21 protein-coding genes are annotated in these 20,628 nt (G+C 53.2%); 17 read left to right on the top strand and 4 right to left on the bottom strand.

Annotated elements, in window-relative coordinates; all coding sequences use genetic code 11:
• Window positions 1-86: 86 nt before the first annotated feature.
• Window positions 87-695, top strand: a complete 609-nt coding sequence (locus N0M98_RS13415) for a TetR/AcrR family transcriptional regulator (RefSeq protein WP_259618170.1) — start codon at window positions 87-89, stop codon at window positions 693-695.
• A 59-nt stretch (window positions 696-754) separates the two neighbouring features.
• The gene (locus N0M98_RS13410) at window positions 755-1,675 is read left to right on the top strand and encodes an alpha/beta hydrolase (RefSeq protein WP_259618169.1); all 921 of its coding nucleotides are present in this window, start codon (window positions 755-757) and stop codon (window positions 1,673-1,675) included.
• 85 nt (window positions 1,676-1,760) lie between these two features.
• Here the strand turns inward: N0M98_RS13410 and lexA are convergent, their stop codons facing one another.
• Window positions 1,761-2,384 carry a transcriptional repressor LexA gene (lexA, locus tag N0M98_RS13405; protein ID WP_259618168.1) on the bottom strand — a complete coding sequence of 208 codons (624 nt, stop codon included), beginning with the start codon at window positions 2,382-2,384 and terminating at the stop codon, window positions 1,761-1,763.
• Between the two features lie 146 nt (window positions 2,385-2,530).
• Here lexA and N0M98_RS13400 point away from each other — a divergent pair, with 146 nt between their 5' ends.
• From N0M98_RS13400 to N0M98_RS13385, 4 genes are all read left to right on the top strand, one after another.
• The gene (locus tag N0M98_RS13400) at window positions 2,531-2,896 is read left to right on the top strand and encodes a LysM peptidoglycan-binding domain-containing protein (RefSeq protein ID WP_259618167.1); all 366 of its coding nucleotides are present in this window, start codon (window positions 2,531-2,533) and stop codon (window positions 2,894-2,896) included.
• Between the two features lie 377 nt (window positions 2,897-3,273).
• A complete protein-coding gene (locus N0M98_RS13395) occupies window positions 3,274-3,468 on the top strand; it encodes a DUF896 domain-containing protein (protein WP_259618166.1) in 195 nt (64 codons plus the stop codon).
• 239 nt (window positions 3,469-3,707) lie between these two features.
• Window positions 3,708-4,226 carry a hypothetical protein gene (locus N0M98_RS13390; RefSeq protein WP_259618165.1) on the top strand — a complete coding sequence of 173 codons (519 nt, stop codon included), beginning with the start codon at window positions 3,708-3,710 and terminating at the stop codon, window positions 4,224-4,226.
• Between the two features lie 52 nt (window positions 4,227-4,278).
• On the top strand, window positions 4,279-5,076 hold the full coding sequence (locus N0M98_RS13385) for an HAD family hydrolase (RefSeq protein ID WP_259618164.1): 798 nt from the start codon (window positions 4,279-4,281) through the stop codon (window positions 5,074-5,076).
• Window positions 5,077-5,159: 83 nt separating this feature from the next.
• Here the strand turns inward: N0M98_RS13385 and mtnD are convergent, their stop codons facing one another.
• Window positions 5,160-5,702: an acireductone dioxygenase gene (gene mtnD, locus N0M98_RS13380; protein WP_249863877.1), complete on the bottom strand. Its 543-nt coding sequence runs from the start codon at window positions 5,700-5,702 to the stop codon at window positions 5,160-5,162.
• 262 nt (window positions 5,703-5,964) lie between these two features.
• On the opposite strand from mtnD, the gene metH reads away from it, so the two are divergent.
• Together metH and rnz are read left to right on the top strand one after the other, a co-directional pair.
• Complete coding sequence (gene metH / locus N0M98_RS13375; RefSeq protein WP_259618163.1) at window positions 5,965-9,408, top strand: methionine synthase; 3,444 nt, start codon at window positions 5,965-5,967, stop codon at window positions 9,406-9,408.
• Window positions 9,409-9,488: 80 nt separating this feature from the next.
• Window positions 9,489-10,433 (top strand): ribonuclease Z, encoded by a 945-nt coding sequence (gene rnz, locus N0M98_RS13370; protein WP_249863875.1) that lies wholly within the window; start codon window positions 9,489-9,491, stop codon window positions 10,431-10,433.
• A 113-nt stretch (window positions 10,434-10,546) separates the two neighbouring features.
• Here the strand turns inward: rnz and tlp are convergent, their stop codons facing one another.
• Window positions 10,547-10,765: a small acid-soluble spore protein Tlp gene (gene tlp, locus N0M98_RS13365; protein WP_249863874.1), complete on the bottom strand. Its 219-nt coding sequence runs from the start codon at window positions 10,763-10,765 to the stop codon at window positions 10,547-10,549.
• A 175-nt stretch (window positions 10,766-10,940) separates the two neighbouring features.
• Here tlp and N0M98_RS13360 point away from each other — a divergent pair, with 175 nt between their 5' ends.
• The 8 genes from N0M98_RS13360 to N0M98_RS13325 all read left to right on the top strand — a co-directional run bounded on the left by N0M98_RS13360 (window position 10,941) and on the right by N0M98_RS13325 (window position 17,407).
• Entirely contained in the window at window positions 10,941-11,300 is a 360-nt protein-coding gene (locus N0M98_RS13360; RefSeq protein WP_259618162.1) for a CidA/LrgA family protein, read from the top strand.
• On the top strand, window positions 11,287-11,979 hold the full coding sequence (locus N0M98_RS13355; protein WP_259618161.1) for an LrgB family protein: 693 nt from the start codon (window positions 11,287-11,289) through the stop codon (window positions 11,977-11,979). Before N0M98_RS13360 ends, N0M98_RS13355 begins: the two co-directional genes overlap by 14 nt.
• A 163-nt stretch (window positions 11,980-12,142) precedes the next feature.
• Window positions 12,143-12,919 (top strand): GNAT family N-acetyltransferase, encoded by a 777-nt coding sequence (locus N0M98_RS13350; protein WP_259618160.1) that lies wholly within the window; start codon window positions 12,143-12,145, stop codon window positions 12,917-12,919.
• 60 nt (window positions 12,920-12,979) lie between these two features.
• Window positions 12,980-13,906: a lysophospholipid acyltransferase family protein gene (locus N0M98_RS13345; RefSeq protein ID WP_259618159.1), complete on the top strand. Its 927-nt coding sequence runs from the start codon at window positions 12,980-12,982 to the stop codon at window positions 13,904-13,906.
• 91 nt (window positions 13,907-13,997) lie between these two features.
• Window positions 13,998-14,966 carry a metal-dependent hydrolase gene (locus N0M98_RS13340; RefSeq protein ID WP_259618158.1) on the top strand — a complete coding sequence of 323 codons (969 nt, stop codon included), beginning with the start codon at window positions 13,998-14,000 and terminating at the stop codon, window positions 14,964-14,966.
• A gap of 223 nt (window positions 14,967-15,189) precedes the next feature.
• Window positions 15,190-15,402 (top strand): hypothetical protein, encoded by a 213-nt coding sequence (locus N0M98_RS13335; protein ID WP_259618157.1) that lies wholly within the window; start codon window positions 15,190-15,192, stop codon window positions 15,400-15,402.
• Window positions 15,403-15,683: 281 nt separating this feature from the next.
• Complete coding sequence (locus N0M98_RS13330; protein ID WP_259618156.1) at window positions 15,684-16,937, top strand: DNA polymerase IV; 1,254 nt, start codon at window positions 15,684-15,686, stop codon at window positions 16,935-16,937.
• Window positions 16,934-17,407, top strand: coding sequence for a YhjD family protein (locus N0M98_RS13325; protein ID WP_249863866.1), 474 nt, complete (start codon window positions 16,934-16,936; stop codon window positions 17,405-17,407). Before N0M98_RS13330 ends, N0M98_RS13325 begins: the two co-directional genes overlap by 4 nt.
• 150 nt (window positions 17,408-17,557) lie before the next feature.
• Here N0M98_RS13325 and N0M98_RS13320 read toward each other — a convergent pair whose 3' ends face one another.
• Entirely contained in the window at window positions 17,558-17,944 is a 387-nt protein-coding gene (locus tag N0M98_RS13320) for a NucA/NucB deoxyribonuclease domain-containing protein (RefSeq protein WP_259618181.1), read from the bottom strand.
• A gap of 419 nt (window positions 17,945-18,363) precedes the next feature.
• On the opposite strand from N0M98_RS13320, the gene N0M98_RS13315 reads away from it, so the two are divergent.
• Window positions 18,364-20,610, top strand: a complete 2,247-nt coding sequence (locus N0M98_RS13315; RefSeq protein WP_259618180.1) for a DEAD/DEAH box helicase — start codon at window positions 18,364-18,366, stop codon at window positions 20,608-20,610.
• Window positions 20,611-20,628: the final 18 nt, after the last annotated feature.

Raw genomic sequence — 20,628 nt, 5'->3', positions numbered from 1 at the left:
GGGCCATCCTAATTATTGACAAATACAGCAAATGGACTTAAACTTATAACTGAACATTCAGTACTAAAATGAAACGGATGGATATTATGCCCAGAACGAACACTCCCGACGCAAGAAACCGCATTTTGCAAGCGGCTGTCAAGCGGTTTGCCGAGAACGGCTTTGAAGGGTCCAGAATTGAAGAGATTGCCCGCGAAGCGAATGTGCCCAAATCGCTCATCTATTATCATTTCAAGAGCAAGGATGAAATTCGGGAAGTGCTGTTTGCAGACTTTATGCGGGAATACAAGGAGCTTTTGCGTTTGGCCGCGGACGATACCCCGGAGACCAAGCGTGAGAACATGAAAGACCGCCTTCAGCATCGCTACAAGCAATTTGCGGAGCGCAACGCCGACTTGATTCGAATTATGTTTATTGAGTCTTTAAAAAAATCGAGCGATAAGCCGATCCTCTATCAAGTCGTGGAGGCTCTGGCGGATAGCGAGCCTACGGATGCCCCGTTGCGTCCAGCCGACAAGGAGGCTCGCGATGAAAGGCTGATCGCCGAATTTTTTACCGGAGTCATTCCTTTGTATTCTTATTTGTGTTTTTCCGAATCATGGGTGAGCTATTTCAACATGGAAAAAGAGCGGTTTGATGAACTGTTTCTGCAATTGTTTATGGCCACGCACGGTTCTGTTCACAGCAAGACCTAATTGAAAATTTTTTTTGCTAATTTAGTACTGAACGTTCAGTATTATTTGGGAGGCGGGCTATGATCAAGGTCAAGGCATTTTCTCAACCGGAAACATTGGCATTGGTGAAGCGGCATTTGAAGGAGAATTTTCATTACGAGGGCAAGACGGCAAACCAAATTCGCTCGGAAGAGGCTGCTGCTATTTCGGCGCTGCCGAAATTAACGGGGATCGTTATAGGAACGGATTCCGTCGGCGGCCTGCATGCCGAATGGGTGGGAGGGGGGCAAGAACTCCCGGACGAACAAGCGACGATTTTATATTTTCATGGCGGAGCGTTTATCGCCGGGTCCTGCGAAACGCATCGCGACCTTGCGGCCCGTATTGCAAAAGCGAGCGGTGTCAAGGTGCTGACCGTGGAGTACCGGCTGGCGCCCGAGCACCGATATCCCGCCGCCAACGAAGATTGCCTGGCTGCATATCGAGCGCTTATCCGCAGCGGAATCTCCCCGGACAAAATCATCATTGGCGGCGATTCCGTCGGAGGGACGCTGGCTCTGATGACGCTCATCGCTTTGCGGGATTTGCGGGAACCGCTGCCCGCAGCCGCCTTTTTGCTGTCTCCGCATACGGATTTTCTGTATTTTGACAGCGGCACGTATGTTTCCTGCGCCGAATCCGATCCGCTCGGAAGCTTGCGCAGCTCGCAAATGTGCGCCGAGCATTATTGGGACGGAACGCAGCCCAAGCCTGCCGCCATGTCGCCGCTGCATCAAAATTTGCAGGGCCTGCCGCCGCTGCTCATTCAAGTCGGGGAGGCTGAAGTATTGCTCGGAGAATGCGCGGCTTTTGCCGAAAAGGCAGCGGCCTCCGGCGTAGACGTGCGCTTCGAGGTTTGGGAGCAGATGTGGTGCGTTTTTCAGCAGCTGGCCGCGATTGTGCCGGAGGGGGAGGCGGCTATCGAGCATATCGGGGCGTTCGTCAAGAAGCGTCTGCCATAGAGAAAAAACAGCCGTCGGCAGGATCGCTCCTGTGTGACGGCTGTTGCTTATGTGTATCGTATGCGTTGTAGCGAGAAACGGCATCTCAATGAATGTCTCTGAATACGCCGACAACTCGTCCGAGAATGGAAACGTTCTTCAACCGGATCGGCTCCATGGCGGGGTTCTCCGGCTGCAAACGGATATGATCCTTTTCCTTGAAAAAGCGCTTGACCGTCGCTTCGTCGTCTTCGGTCATGGCGACTACGATCTCCCCGTTGTTCGCCGTCTGCTGCTGGCGCACGATAACATAGTCTCCGTTGTGAATTCCCGCATCGATCATACTGTCTCCGATAACGCTCAGCATGAATACGTTATGATCTCCGACGTAGTGGGTCGGAAGAGGGAAATAATCCTCGATGTTCTCCGTTGCTGTAATAGGCACACCGGCAGTGACTCGTCCGATCAAAGGTACCCGGGTGACAGTAAGCGCGAACTGGCCGCCTTCCTCCGAGGTGCCGTCCGTAATCTCGATCGCCCGCGGCTTGGTAGGATCGCGGCGAATAAGACCTTTCTTCTCCAGCCTCTCCAAATGCCCGTGTACGGTGGAGCTGGAAGCCAAACCGACAGCTTCTCCGATTTCGCGCACGGAGGGAGGATAGCCTTTATCTTTTACTTCATTCTTGATAAATTCCAGAATCGCCATCTGCCGATTGGATAGTTTGGTCATCAGAATCACTCCAGTATTGGTAATAATTATCCAAAGTATAACACAGAACCGGAGTTCGCACAAACATAAGTTCGAAAAAACGGATTGACACAAACAAATGTTCGTGTTATTTTGAGAACAGAACAAATGTTTGGGGGTCGTATTCGATGTATATGAACGAGCAATTATTTCGTAATCCGGTGATTTCCGAGCCTGACGCGCCGTCTCGACGCCACGTGCGCCGCAGAAAGCTGATGCGAACGGCGGGCTTGCTGGCGGCCGTGTTGATTATTCTTGTTTTCAGCTTGTGCGCTTCCTTATTAGGTGGAGATCAGGATGTGCTCGCTGCATCGAACGGCGGCGCCCCGGCAAAGCGTACTGTTGAAATTGTAAAGGGCGACACATTGTGGGGGATAGCCAACGCGCATGTCCGCAAAGGCCGCAATGTTCGTGAATATATGGATGAATTGAAGAAGCTGAACCGCTTGGATTCGAGTGTGCTGCACGAGGGCCAAGTGCTGCAGCTGCCTTAAAGGCATGTTGAAGAAGAATCCATCGCCGGGAATCGTCTCAAGCGGAATCGTCTATAGAAGCGATAGTGTTCGCCTTTGCAGGCGGATGGTTTCCGCTGCGGGAGATCCAGAAGCAGCGCATCGGGCTGCAGCAAGCGAACAGAAACCTTTATCGAGCGCTGGCCGGTATGAACCGCCGCGCTGTTGAACATTGGGAAGGCGTACGAACGGCGCGACGCGGGAAGCGGCTGTCTTAGCCGCCGGATGCTGACTCGGATTTCTTGGCTCTTGACAATCGAATCCTCTAATGTCAAAGTATAGTTTGATGCATTTTTTGCTTTATGCTTGAACCGGTTTCCGGCGGAAGGATCAAGCATGACATAATCGGGAGGATTGGCATGAACGAGAAGGAACACGATCAGTACATCAAGCGAATTAATGAACTGGCCCGCAAGGCCAAGTCGGTAGGTCTGACGGACGATGAGCTGGAAGAGCGCAACGAATTAAGGAAGCGGTATATCCAGGCGTTCAAGAGCAATTTGCGCAATCAGCTGGAGAATATCCGGTTTGTGGACGAAGATGACAAACAATAATGCTAAGTTGGGGTGTCTGGCTATCTCCGGTAATCTAGGGGCGCCGGTTGTTCCAGCTTTTTGGCATATCAATTCATGAAGGCGTTAAGCCGCTGCGGCTGCAACCGCTATGCCGGGCGCGCCGGCGCTCTTTGTAACTGTACCGGCAGCGGTTCATCTACGGCTTGCCGAATCGGGGATCGCCGGGCAGGCATCCGGAGCAGGAGCGGGTTTCACGGCCTTTCTAAGGAGCTTGAATAATGTCTCGCAAGTGGGAACGTATGGTTCAGAAAAACACCAAATTAACGAACAAAGCCAGAGTCAAGCAGGGCAAGCCGACGCTCAGCGAGGCGGCATCCGACGGTTCGGTAACCGTTCGCGGGCGCAGCTGGCTGATGCCGCTCCTGTTGATCTGCGTCGGGATTTTCTGCTTTATAGCGTTTTACGACGTGTATCAGAACGACAATCTGTACTGGGTAACCGGCGGCAGTTATATCGCTCTCGGCTTGTTTATTTTTTGGCTGCGGCGGCCTTTCCTCAAAATCGGCGGCAAGGAGCTGGTTTCCCGCCGGTTCGGCGGCGATAAGAGGGTGGAGGCTGCGCAAATCAAAGAGATTTTGCTGCAGAAGGATGCGGTTGTCATTTCCTTGACGACCTCCAAGACAAAATGGGTATTTACGAAACTGTACCACCGTTTCGATATCGGCAGCTTGTCGGAGACGCTCAAGGAGTTTGCCGAGCGCAACGGGGTCGCTTTGCGAAATGAACAGGCAGCCTGAGGCTGCAGTCACAACGTGCAATCAATCACATGGGGAAAAGGCAGGAATCGGCATGACTATTCAAGCGGTATTATTTGATTTGGACGATACGTTGTTATGGGATGACCGCAGCGTCAAAGAAGCGTTCAAGGCAACCTGCGAGGAGGCGGCCAAGCATTATCCGTCCATCGACCCGGCGGCGCTCGAAGAGGCCGTACGCGCGGAAGCTCGCGCTTTGTACGAATCGTATGAGACGTTTCCTTTCACCAAAATGATCGGAATTAACCCGTTCGAAGGCTTGTGGGCTCGTTTTACCGAAGGCGAGAATGAAAATTTCCGCAAGCTGGAGAAGCTGGCTCCCGCTTATCGCACGGAGTCGTGGACACGCGGCTTGAAGGCGGTCGGCATCGACGACGCGGAGCTCGGATACCAGTTGGGCGAACTGTTCCCGGCCGAACGCAGAAGCCGTCCGATCGTTTATGAGGAGACGTTCGAGGTATTGGAGCAATTGAAACAAAACTATAAGCTGCTCTTATTAACGAACGGATCGCCCGATCTGCAGAAGGAGAAGCTGGCCGGCGTTCCCGAGCTTGCGCCGTATTTTGATCATATCGTCATTTCCGGCAGCTTCGGCGAAGGCAAACCGGCTGTGTCGATATTCCATCATGCGATGGAGCTTCTCGGAATTACGGCCGAACAAGGTGTTATGATCGGGGACAAGCTGACAACGGATATTTTGGGCTCCGGCCGCGCAGGTATGCGCAATATGTGGATCAACCGTCATGAGCTGACAAGAACGGATGAAATTATCCCTGCATACGAAATTACGAATCTTCGTCAAATCCAAGGCATTATCGATTCCATTAAGTAAGTAGCACAAGAAGACCCCGCTGCTTGGGGACAAGCGGCAGGGTCTTCTTCGCAGGTGCGCCCGGACGGCGGTCGGCTCGGGATTTATGCTTTTTGGAAAGTAGGATCCGCGAACGGATGAGCGATCCAGCCTTCGGTTTCGATAAACAGCCGAACGGCAACGATTTGACGGTTATCCATAAGAGTGAAGAAGTGCGGTTTATTCTCAGGAACGGAGATCACGTCTCCGGCTTCCAGCTCGACGTCGAAATAGCCGACATCGTCGGTTCCTTTAATGATGAAGATGCCTTTACCGGCTGTAATGGCACGAACTTCGTCTTCGGTGTGAGTATGAACCTGTTCGAATTTTTTCAGTAATTCGTCCAGGTTAGGCGTAGCGTCGGACAAAGCAATGATATCCCAAGTGAGATAGCCGCGGCGATTCGCCAAATCTTTAATTTCGTCTTCGAAGGTAGCCAAGATTTGCGCTTTCTCTTCGTCGGATAAAATGAATTTATTTTGCAGCGCTGCAGGAAGCTTGCCGGCATCCCAATGCTCGTACAATACTTCTTGTTTATCCAAAAACGCTTTTACATTGTCTTCTCCGGAGATACGCTCATCGGTGTTGCGAATACGAATTTCTGCCATGCTCATCCCTCTTTCGAATTCTTAAATAGGTTCTTATACGTATTATAGTTTAAAGTTGGCAATCTGTCGATGACTGATCGTATATAAAACCTATAGGAATTATCGTCATTAGTGAAAGCGGGCTGGAATTGCCTTTTCATTAGTGTGGCTTTCTGGTACACTTAAATCTACATTATTCGACTGATTATAAATATTCCGCACGGAATAAGGGGTCATACATCCAAGCAACGGTTGGAAGGACGTCGGTGAAAGGAAGATTGTTATGAGCAAACCCGCTTTACAGGAACAGTTAAAGAAAAAGATCATGATTTTGGACGGCGCCATGGGAACGATGATTCAGCAGGAAGATTTGACGGCTGAAGATTTTGGCGGGGAAGAGCTGGACGGATGTAACGAGTATTTGGTCGTTACCCGGCCGGATGTCATATCCAAAATTCATGAGGCCTACTTGGCTGCCGGAGCCGATATTATCGAGACGAACACGTTCGGCGCAACCAGCGTCGTCCTGGCCGAATATGATTTGCAGGACCGGTCGAGGGAGATCAATCTATTGGCTGCCAAGCTTGCGGTAGAGGCGGCCCAAAAATTCAGCACTCCGGAGTGGCCGCGTTATGTAGCGGGAGCGTTGGGACCGACGACGAAAACATTGTCCGTTACCGGCGGCGTCACATTCGACGAATTGGTGGACAGCTACTATGAGCAAGCGGTGGCGCTGATCGAGTCCGGAGTCGACGCCATGCTGCTGGAAACGTCCCAAGACACGTTAAATGTCAAAGCGGGCAGCATCGGCATACGCAAAGCTATGGAAGCGACAGGCATCACGCTTCCGATTATGATTTCCGGTACGATTGAACCGATGGGAACGACGCTCGCCGGGCAAAATATCGAATCGTTCTATATTTCGCTGGAGCACTTGAAGCCGATCTCGATCGGGCTGAACTGTGCGACCGGTCCGGAATTTATGCGCGATCATATTCGCACGTTATCCGAGCTGGCTACGACGGCCGTCAGCTGTTATCCGAACGCGGGCTTGCCGGATGAGAACGGGAAGTATCACGAATCGCCGGAATCGCTCGCCATGAAGCTGGCCGGCTTTGCGGAACAAGGCTGGCTTAATATCGCCGGCGGCTGCTGCGGAACGACGCCGGATCATATCCGCGCGATGGCCGAGACGCTGTCCGCTTACAAACCGCGGGAAAGCTCCGCGGGGCACTTGCCTGCCGTATCCGGCATTGAGACCGTATATCTTGAAGATGCCAATCGCCCTTACATGGTCGGCGAACGGACGAACATCTCGGGTTCGCGGATGTTTAAGCGGCTGATGAAGGAAGGCAAGTTTGAGGAAGGGGCGGAAATCGCCCGCGCGCAGGTGAAGAACGGGGCATATGTTATCGACATTAACGTTCAGGATACGGATATCGACGAAGCCTATGCGATGGAAAACTTTTTGAAGGAAGTCGTAAAAAAAGTCAAGGTTCCGCTCATGATCGACTCGACGTATGATCATATCATTGAGCTGGGCTTGAAATATTCGCAAGGGAAAGCGATTATTAACTCCATTAACCTGGAGGACGGGGAAACGAAATTTCAGAGTATCGTCCCCCTGATCCATAGGTACGGAGCCGCTGTAGTTATGATTTTGATCGACGAGCGCGGGCAGGCGGTATCGCGGCAAGCGAAGATGGAAGTCGCCGATCGCGCCTACGAGCTGCTGACCAAAAAATACGGCTTAAATCCGTCGGATATTATTTTCGATCCGAATATGTTCCCTGTCGGTTCGGGCGATCCGCAGTATATCGGTTCCGCCGTCGAAACGATCGAAGGCATTCGGATGATCAAGGAAAAGTACCCGGAATGTAAGACGATTCTGGGCTTAAGCAATATCTCGTTCGGATTGCCGCCGGCCGGCCGCGAAGTGCTGAACTCCGTATACTTGTATCACTGTACGAAGGTGGGCCTGGATTATGCGATTGTCAATACGCAAAACCTGGAGCGCTACGCTTCGATTCCGGAGCATGAACGGGAGCTTGCGGAAAAGCTGATCTTCCATACGAACGACCAGACGCTGGCCGAGTTTGTGGAGCATTTCCGCGAGAAGAAGGTGGAGAAGAAGGAGAAAATCTCCAACCTGACGCTGGAGGAGCGGCTTGCTTCGTATGTCGTTGAAGGAACGAAGGAAGGGCTGATTCCCGACCTGAACGAGGCGATGAGCAAGTACGCCCCGCTTGAAATTATTAACGGGCCGCTGATGAAGGGGATGGAAGAAGTCGGACGGCTGTTTAACAATAACGAGCTGATCGTCGCCGAAGTACTGCAGAGCGCCGAAGTCATGAAAGCGTCGGTCGCCCATCTCGAGCCGTTTATGGAAAAGGCGGAGAGCGCGGTGAAGGGCAAGATCATCCTCGCGACCGTGAAGGGCGATGTCCATGACATCGGAAAAAATCTCGTGGAGATCATTTTATCCAACAACGGCTATAAAATTATTAACCTGGGCATCAAGGTGCCGCCGGAGCAGTTGATCGAGGCTTACCGCAAGGAAAAAGCCGATGCTATCGGCTTATCCGGTCTACTGGTCAAATCGGCTCAGCAGATGGTCGTAACCGCCCAAGACTTGAAAAACGCCGGTATCGACGTGCCGATTCTGGTAGGCGGGGCCGCGCTTACGCGGAAGTTCACCAAAACCCGCATCGCGCCGGAATACGAAGGCTTGGTGCTGTATGCCAAGGATGCGATGGACGGACTCGATATCGCCAACAAGCTCAGCGATCCGAAGCAGAAGGAGCAGCTCGTCAAGGAGCTGCGCGAAAGCATGGAGTCCGATGCGCTGGAATCCGGCAAAAAGCAAGAAGTGATGCCGGAGCTGACGCGGGTTCGCACATCGACCGTGGACCGCACCGTGCCAGTTCAGGTGCCGCCGGATTTGGAGCGCCGCGTCATCCGCGATTATCCGATCAGTCATATTATGCCGTACATTAATATGCAGATGCTGCTCGGTCATCATCTCGGCTTGAAGGGCAAGGTTGATAAGCTGCTTGCGGAAAGGGACCCGAAGGCGGTGCAGCTGAAGGAAACGGTCGATCAGATCCTTACCGAAGCCCAGCAGGAAGGCATTATACGCGCGCACGGCATGTATCGTTTCTTCCCCGCGCAGTCGTCCGGAGAACAGGTTCTCGTGTATGATCCGAACGATTTCACGAAGGTGCTTCAGACGTTCGAGTTCCCGCGGCAGGGGACGGAGCCGTATTTATGCCTGGCGGATTACTTGAAGCCCGTTGACAGCGGGGAAATGGATTACATCGGTTTCCTCGTCGTTACGGCCGGACACGGCATTAACGAGAAAGCCGCCGAATGGCGCGAGAAGGGCGATTACTTGCGCTCGCACGCATTGCAGTCGACGGCGCTTGAAATTGCGGAAGCTTTGGCCGAACGCGTCCATCAAATGATGCGCGATACATGGGGCTTCCCGGACTCTGCGGAGATGACGATGCAGGAGCGGTTCGGAGCGAAGTACCGCGGCCAGCGCTTCTCCTTCGGTTATCCGGCGTGTCCGAATCTGGACGATCAGCAGCAGCTGTTCGCTCTGATGCATCCGGAAGATATTGGAGTCCATCTGACGGAAGGCAGCATGATGGAGCCGGAAGCGTCGGTGTCGGCGATCGTTTTCGCCCATCCTCAAGCGCGCTATTTTAATGTGGATAAAAGTTAGGCATGTTAAGTAGAGTGGAGTTCGGTTGCGGACTCCGCTCTTTCCCTATCATTTAACCTAAACGGAACGGAGAAACGGCAGTGGAACTTTATTTTCTCGGCACGGGGGCGGGAATGCCCTCCAAAGAACGCAATGTGACTTCCATCGTTTTGAACCTGCTCGCCGAACGGAACGTATATTGGATGTTCGATTGCGGCGAAGGAACCCAGCATCAGGTGCTGCGATCGCCTATCCGAATCGGCAAGCTGGAGAAGCTGTTCATTACGCATTTGCACGGTGATCACCTGTACGGTCTTCCCGGATTGTTGACGAGCCGTTCGTATCAAGGGGGAGACGCTCCCTTCACCATCTACGGCCCGAAGGGGACGGAGGCGTTCGTTCGCACTTCGCTTCAGGTGAGCGAGGCTCATTTGACTTATGAGCTGACGATTCGTGAATTTGCCGCGGCCGAGCCGATGACGCTGTTCGAGGACGATCAGTTCAAGGTGAGCGCGGCGCCGCTCGTGCATCGGGTGGACAGCTTCGGCTTTCGGATCGAGGAGAAATCGCTGCAGGGCCGATTGCAGGTCGAGAAGCTGAAGGAGCTGGGTCTCGCCTCGGGCCCTTTATTCGGCCGGATCAAGCAGGGCAAGGATGTAACGCTGGAGGACGGCACGGTGCTTAAGGCGTCGGATTTCATAGGCCCGTCTTATCCGGGGCGTATTGTGACGGTGCTTGGAGATACGCAGCCTTGCGACTATTCCCTGGAGCTGGCGAAGGATGCGGACGTGCTCGTGCATGAAGCGACGTTTGCCGAGGCGAAGAAGCAGCTGGCCAAGGAATATGACCATTCCACCGCGATGGATGCGGCGAGGACGGCCCAAGCGGGCGGCGTGGGAGCGCTTATACTGACTCACATCAGCTCGCGCTACCAGAAGGAAGAGGCGGAGCTGCTCGTGCATGAAGCCAAGCAACTGCATGAGACTACCTATTTGGCGCGCGATTTCTGGTCTTATGAGGTGCCGCGAAAAAAACGCGACGAGTGAGGAGCAGAGAAAGCCCCGCCCAATTTGGAGAAAAACAAACACCCTCTCTTCCGATTTAAAGAGGGGGTGTTTGCACTGCCTAAGCGGGACATTCCTTCATAAAGACCGGGCGGTTATTGCTGGCCCGATTCGTCTTGAAGCTCGCTGTGAAAACCGTCAATGCTTTTCTCGCGGCGGGCGTTCTTGGCTTGCAAGGTTTGTTTCTCCTGAGGGCTGATCTCCTCGGCATGCTCGGCCAAATATTGCTCGCTTTCCTGCAAATTTTCTTTTGTGTTTTGGATGTGCTGCTGCAAATGAGCGGCATTGTCCTCGCGGTTATCCGGTTTAGCCATGATCGAATCCAGCTCCTTTATGCTACATTAATTGTGCGGTGATGCGGTTTAAGCACCAAGAGTTACGTTCCCACATGAAACGGGGAAATATACATGCCGGGGCGGTTCCTTTCGTAGGAATAAGAAGAAGGCGGCGACGGCAAGGATCAAACAAAAACGAGAAGGAGGGGGAGCCGTGCTCGGGTTTTCGATTTTAACGGGATTTTATTTGGCCGGTTATGTGCTGCATACGACGGGCCATATACCGCTTCCGGCCAATGTCATCGGACTTATTTTATTTACGGCGAGCTTATTCCTCAAGCTGGTGAAGCTGGAATGGGTAGAAGAGGCGGGGGAATTTATGATCAAGCATATGCTGCTCTTTTTCACTCCGTTTGTCGTAGGGATGATGGTATTTTTTCAGTATATCGGCCTTCACGCGGTGCAGCTGTTGGTGAGTTTATTCGCCAGTACGGCGGGCGTTCTGCTGGTTACAGGCTGGATCGTCAAGCTGACCGGCGGCAGCAAAAAGGGGGAGCGCCATGAGTCCCGATAGTTTACTGCAGCAGCCTTTATTCGGCATCGCGTTGTCCGTCGTTTGTTATTCGCTGGCTTTGGCTTTATACCGCAAATGGTCATGGCTTCATCCGTTATTTATAACCTCCGGTCTTATTATCGTATTTTTATTAAGCGCTAACATTCCTTATGAAGCTTACCGGAAAGGGGGCGATATGCTCGTCTTCTTTCTCGGACCGGCCACGGTAGCTCTCGGCATACCGCTGTACAAAAACGCGCGGCGCATACGCTCCAGCCTGCCGTCCATTCTTGGCGGCATCACCGCGGGATCGGTAAGCGCGCTCATCTTGTCCGCGGCTTTCGTATGGAGTCTCGGCGGATCGCAGGAGCTGATGGTGACGATGATGCCCAAGTCGGTGACTTCGCCCATCGCTCTCGAAATATCGCGGCAAGCCGGAGGAATTCCGGAGCTCACCGCAGTGCTGACGGTGCTTACCGGGCTGATCGGGAGCATGTTCGGCCCCGGACTGCTGCGTCTGTGCGGAGTACACGACGATATCGCGCTGGGCACGGCGATCGGAACGGCTGCCCACGGCATCGGAACGGCGCGGATTATCCGCGATTCGGAGCTTCAGGGAAGCGTGAGCGGTTTTGCTATGGGAGCCGCGGCTATTATAACATCGATCTTATTCATCCCTTTATACGGCTTGTTCCGCTAAAAAATCGAGACAGTGCGCCTTGCAGTTGGAGCGCGCTGTCTTTTTTTGGGCAGAAGTCGGAATCATTACAAAATATTAACAACGCGCAAACGTGAGCTTAATAATCGTCTGATACGCTAAACGTGTAGTGAACCTCCACTTTCCTGAGAAAGGCGTGTTGACGATGATTCCAACTGCCACGCAAGCAAGTCCTCAGCAGTCCAATCTGTCCGTCATGCTGGCTTCCACAACCGAGGAAATCGAGCAGGCCATGCGGCTGAGGTACCGGGTGTTTGTCGAAGAGGAAAAAAATATGCGAATGCTGAACGACACCGGTTTGGAGCGGGATGAATACGACGGATACTGCGATCATTTGATTGTTAAGGATATGGACAGCGGCTGCGTTGTCGGAACGTACCGTCTGCTTCCGGGCGAAAGAGCCGGAGCCGGAATCGGGTTTTACTCGGAAACCGAATTCGATCTGTCCGCATTTGGGGAGCACAAACGGCAGTCGCTGGAACTCGGACGTAGCTGCGTCGATCCCGCCTATCGGGGAGGAAGAGCGATTCAGCTGTTGTGGGAAGGAATAGCCGGTTACATGGCGGAGCGGGAATTCCGGTATTTAATCGGCTGCGCAAGTATGCGCATACCTTCTCTCGACAACTTGAACGCTATGTTCAGCATGCTGAAAACCAAGCGTGTGATTACGGAGCGGTTCGGCATCCGGCCGCTGGAGACCCATGCCATTGCCGGTCTCCGGCATATCCCATGCGAGCTCCCCGAGAAGGAATGGTTCCGCAAGCTTCCGCCGCTGATGAAAGGCTATCAATGGCTGGGAGCGGAGATCGCCGGCGATCCCGCTTACGACGCGCTGTTCGATACGGTCGATTTTTTCATCGTGCTGGAGAAGGAACGCGTGACGCGAAGGTATAAGAAGCATTTTCTCAAGGAACGGCAGTAATCCGGCGGCTTGCGGCCGTTTATCTTTGCGGCAATGAAGCGTTTGGGGGAGGGATTGCTTGTGTATGAATGGATCGAATCGATAACCCGCAGGCAAGGCCTGATTAAGGCGTGTTCGCGCTGCTGCGGCTGGATGCCGCGGCGCTTGATGCTTTGGATTTGCCGCTGGCTCGGCACGGCGTTATGCGCCGCTTCGGCAAACGGGGTGGCAGCGAAGGTGCGGCTCAACATGGAGGATTTACTGGAGCGGCTGCCGGGAAGCGAGATCAAGATGCTGCGCAGGCGTTTTTTTCAAAATCTGGTCATCACGCTGTATGAAATCATGCTGGAATCGGAGCGTCTTCCCGGAAGCGAGCGGTGGCGTTTCCGCGCGGAAGGGGAGGAACGGCTGGAGGAAGCGCTGCTCTTGGGACGAGGCGCTATCGTATATACGCCGCATTGCGGCAATTTTTTTTACTATTATTGGTATTTGTGCCAAAGGTACTCTTGTTTGACGATAGCGACCGCAGGAAGCGCCGAGCTGCTGCCGCTCTACGAGCATTTTGCCCGATTGGGCTGCCCGGGGTTCGACTACGACCGGACTCCGCCGCTTGCGATGATGAAGAAGCTGCGCGCCCATCTGGCTTCTAACGGCGTTGTGTTTATTCTCGGGGATTTTTACCGGCCTTCGTTTCCCAAGTCCCGGTTGTTCGGGAGAACGACCCGGACGCCGGAAGGAGCGGCTATGCTGGGCATCGATAGCCGGACGCCCGTAATCCCGTTCTACGGCATAAGGGAGCGCGGTTTCGTCCATCGGCTCGTTTTCGGGCAGCCTCTGCATTTGTATGCGGCGTACTCCCGTTCCGGAAGAAGCGAGGCCGCTCAACTATTGAACGGGCATATGGAAGAAGTGATCCGGCGGCACCCGGAGCAATGGTTTTACTGGTTTAACGCAGAGGAGCGCTGGGAGGAAGACGAGATGAAAGCGAAGCGCTCCCATACCGCTTAGTTGAGGGTGCGGCCTTCTTCGCGGCAGAGGCTGCGGGGCCGAGAACGCCTTGGGCGGCCCCTTGCGCAATTATCCTGTGAGGAGGGAAATCATGGATACGGGCAGCCATTTGCTTTTCGGCGCGACGCTGGCGGGCCTTGCCATGCTGGAGCCTGCCGCGGCGCAGCAGCCTGAGCTGACGCAGGCGATTCTAACGGCAACTTTGATCGGGTCGCATGCGCCTGACATCGATTCGATCGCAAGACTCAAGGGCTACCCCGCGTACATCCGGTTTCATCGCGGCGTGACGCACTCCTTGCCTGCGCTGCTCGTTTGGCCGCTGATCTTGACGGTGCCGATCGCTTCTTTGTTTCATATATGGGATCAGGCGCTGTATGTGCTGGCCTGGTCTTTTATCGCCGTGGCGTTTCACGTGCTTCTCGACTGGCTTAACGTATACGGCGTACAGTGCTTTCGTCCGTTGTCGAAAAGATGGCATCACCTGGACATTTTGCCCGTATTCGATCCGGCGCTGTTTCTGCTGCACGGCACGGGGCTGCTCGTTTGGTGGCTGGCGGAGGATGGATTTCGGCCGGGCGTTATGTTTGCATGGATTTACGCGGCTACGGCGGTCTATATTGCCGCCCGCGCAGCGCATCATGACTGGGTTGTCAAGCGGGTGCGCGCCGTTCTCGGGAAGGAAGGGATCTGCCAAGTTATGCCGGGAATGCACTGGTTCCGGTGGCAGTTCGTGATGGAGACGGATTCGCATTTTTATACGGGAACGCTGCTGTACGGCGATGTCTGTCTCAAGGATGAATATGCCAAAGGCTCCTCCAATGCGGTCGTTCAAGCGACCATGGCGGCGGGCGGAGTCCGGGCGTTTCTCTATTTCGCCGAGCGGGTGCATGTCAGCTGCACGGAGCAGCCGGACGGTTATGTGGTCCAGTGGCGCGACGTTCGCTTTTGGTACAATCATCGGCTGCCCTTCGGGGTCGATGTCCGATTGGACCGCAATTTGAACGTACGCGAGCATACGCTCGGCTGGCGCAAAAAAATGTGGGACCCGCCTTTTGTCTAAGCGTATAGTCTGTCCGATGAACCACGTTACATGTAAAATGACAGTCATTATGCAGCGTTAGCGGCAAAATAGGCAGTCATTATTCATTCGCTGTGCACAAACGTAACTCCGTCGGACAGACTCCTAACGCATCGTGTGCAATTTGATGGCGCAGCAGGAATGATTATCCTCATTTTGGGATACACTAAATAAGTGAAAATTGATTCTCAAGGGGGAGTGCGGCATGGATTTTACCAGTCATGATATTGCCGTAATCGAACAAGCTTTGCAGTTGGCCATCAACGCAGAGTCGAAAGAATCGAAAGTCAAACAGTACCGCGAGGTGCTGGGCAAGCTGCAGACGAATGCGCAGGCGGCGATGAACGGGTCTCCCAAGCTGACGGCCGCTCAGGATGGAATCCGCTTCGACTACGACGATTCCTCGGATTTGCTCTAAGCTTTTCCCGGGAAAGCGCAGATTACGAACAGAAAGCTCTCCGTTGTCCGCGGTTTTGGGACGGCGGCTAGGGTGGGTATACATGCATAGGAGTTCCAAGTCCAAGGTTCCTTGACGTCCTTCAAGATGTCAGGGAATTTTTTTGCGTTTAAAAAGCAACTGTGAAAAAATACCTCTTGCAATCGGAATATTCGTTCGCTATCCTGAATAAGATAATACAGAACATATGTTCCGTATTTGCGCACAGATTGAAGTCATCAGGTTAAAGGGAAGTGGGTAAGATGAGACGCGTTATTATGCTGGCGGACGGCCAATCGTTTTATGCTTCGGTCGAGAAAGCTGCGCACCCGGAATGCCGCGATAAACCCGTTGCCGTAGGAGATCCCTCCAGAAAGTCGGGTATCATTCTAGCCGCATGCCCGATTGCCAAAGCACGAGGCGTTACGACAGCCGAACGGGTCGGCGAGGCTCAAGCCAAATGTCCGGATCTGGTTGTCATTCGGCCGAGGATGGCAACCTACATTGCCGTATCGCTGCTAATTACAGAGATTTACGAATCATTTACCGATCAAGTGGAGCCGTATTCCATAGACGAACAATTCCTGGACGTGACAGGATCGATTGCTTTGTTTGGAACCGCAGAAGAAATAGCTCGCCAAATTCAGACGCGAGTGCATCTTTCCACCGGTGTTTGGTCACGTGTCGGCATCGGGCCAACGAAAATATTAGCAAAAATGGCCACGGATAATTTCGCGAAAAAGAGACTAGAGGGGATATACACCCTCTCTAACGATAATATCGAATCCGATTTGTGGCCTTTGCCGGTTTACCGGATGTTTATGGTTGCCAGCCGTATGTCGGGTCACTTCATGCGCATGGGCATTCGAACGATTGGCGATATTGCCCGGCTCGATTTAGGTGAATTCAAGCAGCGATTGCGTTATCGGATGGGACGGCAAAGCGATATACAAGCGGAATATTACTGGCAAACAGCGAGAGGTATCGACCCGAGTCCTGTTGTCGCAGGCATGAGAAGTCAAATCAAGGTGATCAATAACGGAAGAGCTCTTAAATGGAACCTATACAAGACGATCGAAGATATTGAGCCCCTCATGATTGAGCTAGTGATCGAAGTATGCCGCCGTGCGCGAAAATACGGTTATATGGGGCGCGTCATCGGAGTTGGAGCCGCTGAAACGGATGGCAGCCGATCCTTTGATTTTGGTCGGCAAATGAGCTTGATGCGGCCCACTTATTTAGAGCATGAGGTAGGCTCCGCCGTTAAGAAGCTGTTTTTAGAGCATTGGCAAGGTATGCCGCTCACTCAGCTGCACATCACCCTTACTGGCTTGTCCGGCGATGAAACTTACCAGCTGGACTTGTTCGAGGACCGGGAAAAGCTCATTAGGTGCGCCAAAACCATCGATGCAATTAAAGAGCGCTTCGGCCTCACTGCGATTATTCGAGCGTCATCCCTGCAAAAAACAGCGCAAGCATTCGAAAGAGCGGCACAGATTGGGGGGCATTGGGCATGAGCAAATTGGATGGCAATGAAAGATGGAAGTCGAAAATGGCACTCACGGAACACGTGGAGCAATACGAGAAGCGTAATGAACCCAAGAATCAGGGACGGCCCACCGGCGATGAGCTCACAATGGTCAGAGATTATGTTCTTCTGCCTCTTTTGCTTACGATGGTCCAAAGGGCTGCGGACGACATAAAGAATTCCACCGGCATCTTGCGCCGGCATTTTTTAGTATCTGCACAGGTGCTTATGGATAGAATCACTAAGGACATGTACGCTCTTCGAAAAGAATTAAGCAAGCGGAATATAAAAGTAATCAAGGATGAACAGGTTGATTTGGTGATTTATTACAAAATCATTTGCCGCGGCTACGAAGAACGATTCGGCATCGTCCGAGACGTGGTCCGTTCAGAAATAAGCATCCGATTAACGAAATATTTAGATGATATGGCGAACTTGTTGAGACAGAGCATAAAGTGAGCCAAGCAGAAAACGTAGAGAAAATAAAAACATCGCCGGCTCCTTCAGACGATGTTTTCATGCTGCGCGTAATAAAGCATATTCACGCGTCGGCTCATTTCTTCTGCTGTAGTGGAGAAAAGTGAATCAGAAAAAAAGGGATTATATGTGTTATTTTACAATAAATTCAACTTCGGTGCCGTCGGGGTACTTGTCAAGCTGATTTTGCACCCAACTGCCCGCTCCGCGGTTGTCTGCGGGGGTTATGTACTTGATATCGGCGCCCTGGCCGCCTTCCCGGCACATGGCCATCGGCCACTCGTCGCGGTCGTAGCCTTTCTTGGTGGGAACGTCGTGAAGCGAATGCTTCCGGTTCTCCTCGGCTCCCCCGCGGTTGATCGTGCAAATGCGGGATTGTCCGGCCCGGATCGCTTCCTTGATGTGGGCCGCCGTCTCGGGATAGCGGTCCGCCGGGAACATGAGCTGAACTACGGCCGAGCGGTCCGGGAGCTCGCTGACGGGCAGTCCCAGTTTCTCGTAAAGCGCCGAACCGGCCATGAGGAAGATCGTGATAATAAGCGAAAATAATGCCTTTCGATTGCGCACAAGCTGTTTCTCCTTCCAAAAAAATTAGTTCTATCATAAAGGCAAAAGGCGATGAGTGTAAAGGCGGAGCCATGCGGGGAATGAACTTTTCCCGGGAAAGCGCAGGAACCGACAAAATTTTCTGAAAATTCAAATATCAAACCGCTCGCGCCGTACGATCATTCGACGGCGTTTGGTCATTTTAGGTGAGGTGCGACAAAAAAATAGGGTGAAACCCAGATGCTGTCGAGCGGGGACGGGAAGGGGATTTCCCGTAAACACTGCTCTTGCGGGGCCGAATCCGGCAAAACCATTGAAGAGCGAACATGTATTCGATATAATGAATGTATATTGGGGGAACGATCGTTCTGCGGGTGGGGGATAAACAAATGATTCGAAAACAATCGCTTTCCGATTTGATCCGGGAATTAAAGGGCGATGAAAATATAGTGAATTGGCATGAAGTCGAACCGCAAGAAGCGAGAACAAGGCCATTGCCGGAAAGCGTGGATTGTAGAATCCAAGCCGCTTTGGCCAAAAGAGGAATAGAGCGGTTGTACACGCATCAGCATACCGCGTACGAAACCGTGCGCCGGGGCGAGAATATCGTAGCCGTCACCCCGACCGCTTCGGGAAAAACGTTATGCTACAACCTTCCCGTCCTGCAGGCGATCGCCGAGGACGACGGGAGCCGCGCGCTGTACTTGTTTCCGACGAAGGCGCTGGCGCAGGACCAGAAGAGCGAACTAAGCGAGATCATCGCCGAAATGGGGATTGATATCAAGAGCTTTACTTACGACGGCGACACGTCCCCGGCGATCCGCCAGCTTGTGCGCAGCGTCGGGCATATCGTCATTACGAACCCGGATATGCTGCATTCGGCGATTCTTCCTCATCATACGAAGTGGGTCAGTTTATTTAGCAATCTTAAATATATTGTCATTGACGAATTGCATACATATAGAGGGGTATTCGGCAGCCACGTGGCGAACGTCGTGCGCAGGCTGCGGCGGATTTGCCGGTTTTACGGGAGCAGTCCGCGGTTTATATGCACTTCCGCTACGATAGCGAACCCGAAGGAGCTGGCGGAGCAGCTGACCGGCAGCCCGATGCGGCTCATCGACGATAACGGGGCTCCCCGGGGGCGGAAGCATTTTGTCTTTTATAATCCGCCGGTCGTCAATAAGCCGTTGAATATCCGGAAGAGCTCGACGGTTGAGGTCAACCGCCTGGCCCGGCAATTTTTGGCCAATAAAGTGCAGACGATCGTGTTCGCCCGAAGCCGGGTACGGGTGGAGATTATTTTGAGCCACCTGCAGGAGCTGGTCAAAAACGAGCTTGGAGCCAAGTCCGTAAGGGGCTACCGGGGCGGCTATTTGCCCAAGCAGCGGCGAGAAATTGAAAGAGGATTAAGAAACGGGGAGATTATGGGCGTCGTCAGCACGAATGCTCTGGAGCTGGGCGTAGACATAGGGCAGCTGCAGGTGTGCATTATGACGGGCTACCCCGGAAGCGTCGCAAGCACATGGCAGCAAGCGGGCCGGGCCGGGAGGCGGCACGGGGAAGCCCTCGTTCTGATGGTCGCCGGCAATACGCCGATCGATCAGTATATCGTGCAAAATCCGGAATACTTTTTTGACCGTTCCCCGGAATCGGCCAGAATCAACCCGGAAAATCTGATTATTTTGGTCGATCACCTGCGCTGTGCGGCGTACGAGCTTCCCTTCAAGCGAGGGGAAGAGTTCGGCCCGCTGGAGATTGAGGATATTTTGGAGTTTCTAGTGGAAGAACGGGTGCTGCATCATGCGGGCGATACGTTTTATTGGGCGAACCAGTCGTTTCCGGCCAGCGAAGTCAGCCTGCGTTCGGCGGCACAGGAGAATGTCGTCATCATCGATCAGTCGGATGTCGCGAACGTCAAGATTATCGGGGAAATGGACCGGTTCAGCGCGATGACGCTGCTGCACGACGAGGCGATTTATTTGCATGAGGGCACGCAGTATCAAGTGGAAAAGCTGGACTGGGAGCATAAGAAGGCCTATGTGCGGGAAGTCGACGTGGAGTATTACACCGATGCGAATTTGGCCGTAAAGCTCAAAGTGCTGGAGACGGACCGGACGGAGAGCAGGCGGACGACCGCGATCCATTACGGCGACGTCGTAGTGAATGCGATGCCGACCATTTTCAAAAAAATCCGTTTGACGACAATGGAAAATATTGGGTATGGCCCCATCCATCTTCCCGAAGAAGAACTGCATACTAGCGCGACTTGGATCGAGCTGAAGGAGGTTGACCCGTCGCTCGGAACGAAAACGCTGGAACAGCTTCTGCTCGGCATATCCAATGTGCTCAGACACATCGTTCCTATACATGTGATGTGCGACCGGAGCGATATTCACGTCGTGTCGCAAATCCGCGCCGAGCATACGCAGCTTCCTACGATCTTCATCTACGATCATTATCCGGGCGGAATCGGGCTTGCCGAAGATGTCTACAAGCGTTTTGACGAAATCAAGGCGGCGGCGAGAAGCCTGATTCGCAAATGCCCTTGCGAAGACGGCTGCCCTTCCTGTATCGGCACGGAAATCGAAGGGATGAACGCGAAGCGGCAAAGCGTGGAGTTGTTAGGATTCCTATAAACGAAGGGAGGCGATCCG

Origin of the sequence: Paenibacillus doosanensis, assembly GCF_025060755.1 — a bacterium.
GTDB lineage: Bacteria > Bacillota > Bacilli > Paenibacillales > NBRC-103111 > Paenibacillus_S > Paenibacillus_S doosanensis.
The sequence above is the reverse complement of the archived record's forward strand: the minus strand, read 5'-3'. Positions and strand labels throughout refer to the sequence as shown.

Excerpts from the sequence above, each read along its gene's own strand:
- N0M98_RS13415 (WP_259618170.1), top strand. The coding sequence starts at position 87 with ATGCCCAGAACGAACACTCCCGACGCAAGAAACCGCATTTTGCAAGCG.
- N0M98_RS13410 (WP_259618169.1), top strand. The coding sequence starts at position 755 with ATGATCAAGGTCAAGGCATTTTCTCAACCGGAAACATTGGCATTGGTG.
- lexA (WP_259618168.1), bottom strand. The coding sequence starts at position 2,384 with ATGACCAAACTATCCAATCGGCAGATGGCGATTCTGGAATTTATCAAG.
- N0M98_RS13400 (WP_259618167.1), top strand. The coding sequence starts at position 2,531 with ATGTATATGAACGAGCAATTATTTCGTAATCCGGTGATTTCCGAGCCT.
- N0M98_RS13395 (WP_259618166.1), top strand. The coding sequence starts at position 3,274 with ATGAACGAGAAGGAACACGATCAGTACATCAAGCGAATTAATGAACTG.
- N0M98_RS13390 (WP_259618165.1), top strand. The coding sequence starts at position 3,708 with ATGTCTCGCAAGTGGGAACGTATGGTTCAGAAAAACACCAAATTAACG.
- N0M98_RS13385 (WP_259618164.1), top strand. The coding sequence starts at position 4,279 with ATGACTATTCAAGCGGTATTATTTGATTTGGACGATACGTTGTTATGG.
- mtnD (WP_249863877.1), bottom strand. The coding sequence starts at position 5,702 with ATGGCAGAAATTCGTATTCGCAACACCGATGAGCGTATCTCCGGAGAA.
- metH (WP_259618163.1), top strand. The coding sequence starts at position 5,965 with ATGAGCAAACCCGCTTTACAGGAACAGTTAAAGAAAAAGATCATGATT.
- tlp (WP_249863874.1), bottom strand. The coding sequence starts at position 10,765 with ATGGCTAAACCGGATAACCGCGAGGACAATGCCGCTCATTTGCAGCAG.
- N0M98_RS13355 (WP_259618161.1), top strand. The coding sequence starts at position 11,287 with ATGAGTCCCGATAGTTTACTGCAGCAGCCTTTATTCGGCATCGCGTTG.
- N0M98_RS13350 (WP_259618160.1), top strand. The coding sequence starts at position 12,143 with ATGATTCCAACTGCCACGCAAGCAAGTCCTCAGCAGTCCAATCTGTCC.
- N0M98_RS13340 (WP_259618158.1), top strand. The coding sequence starts at position 13,998 with ATGGATACGGGCAGCCATTTGCTTTTCGGCGCGACGCTGGCGGGCCTT.
- N0M98_RS13335 (WP_259618157.1), top strand. The coding sequence starts at position 15,190 with ATGGATTTTACCAGTCATGATATTGCCGTAATCGAACAAGCTTTGCAG.
- N0M98_RS13330 (WP_259618156.1), top strand. The coding sequence starts at position 15,684 with ATGAGACGCGTTATTATGCTGGCGGACGGCCAATCGTTTTATGCTTCG.
- N0M98_RS13325 (WP_249863866.1), top strand. The coding sequence starts at position 16,934 with ATGAGCAAATTGGATGGCAATGAAAGATGGAAGTCGAAAATGGCACTC.
- N0M98_RS13320 (WP_259618181.1), bottom strand. The coding sequence starts at position 17,944 with ATGGCCGGTTCGGCGCTTTACGAGAAACTGGGACTGCCCGTCAGCGAG.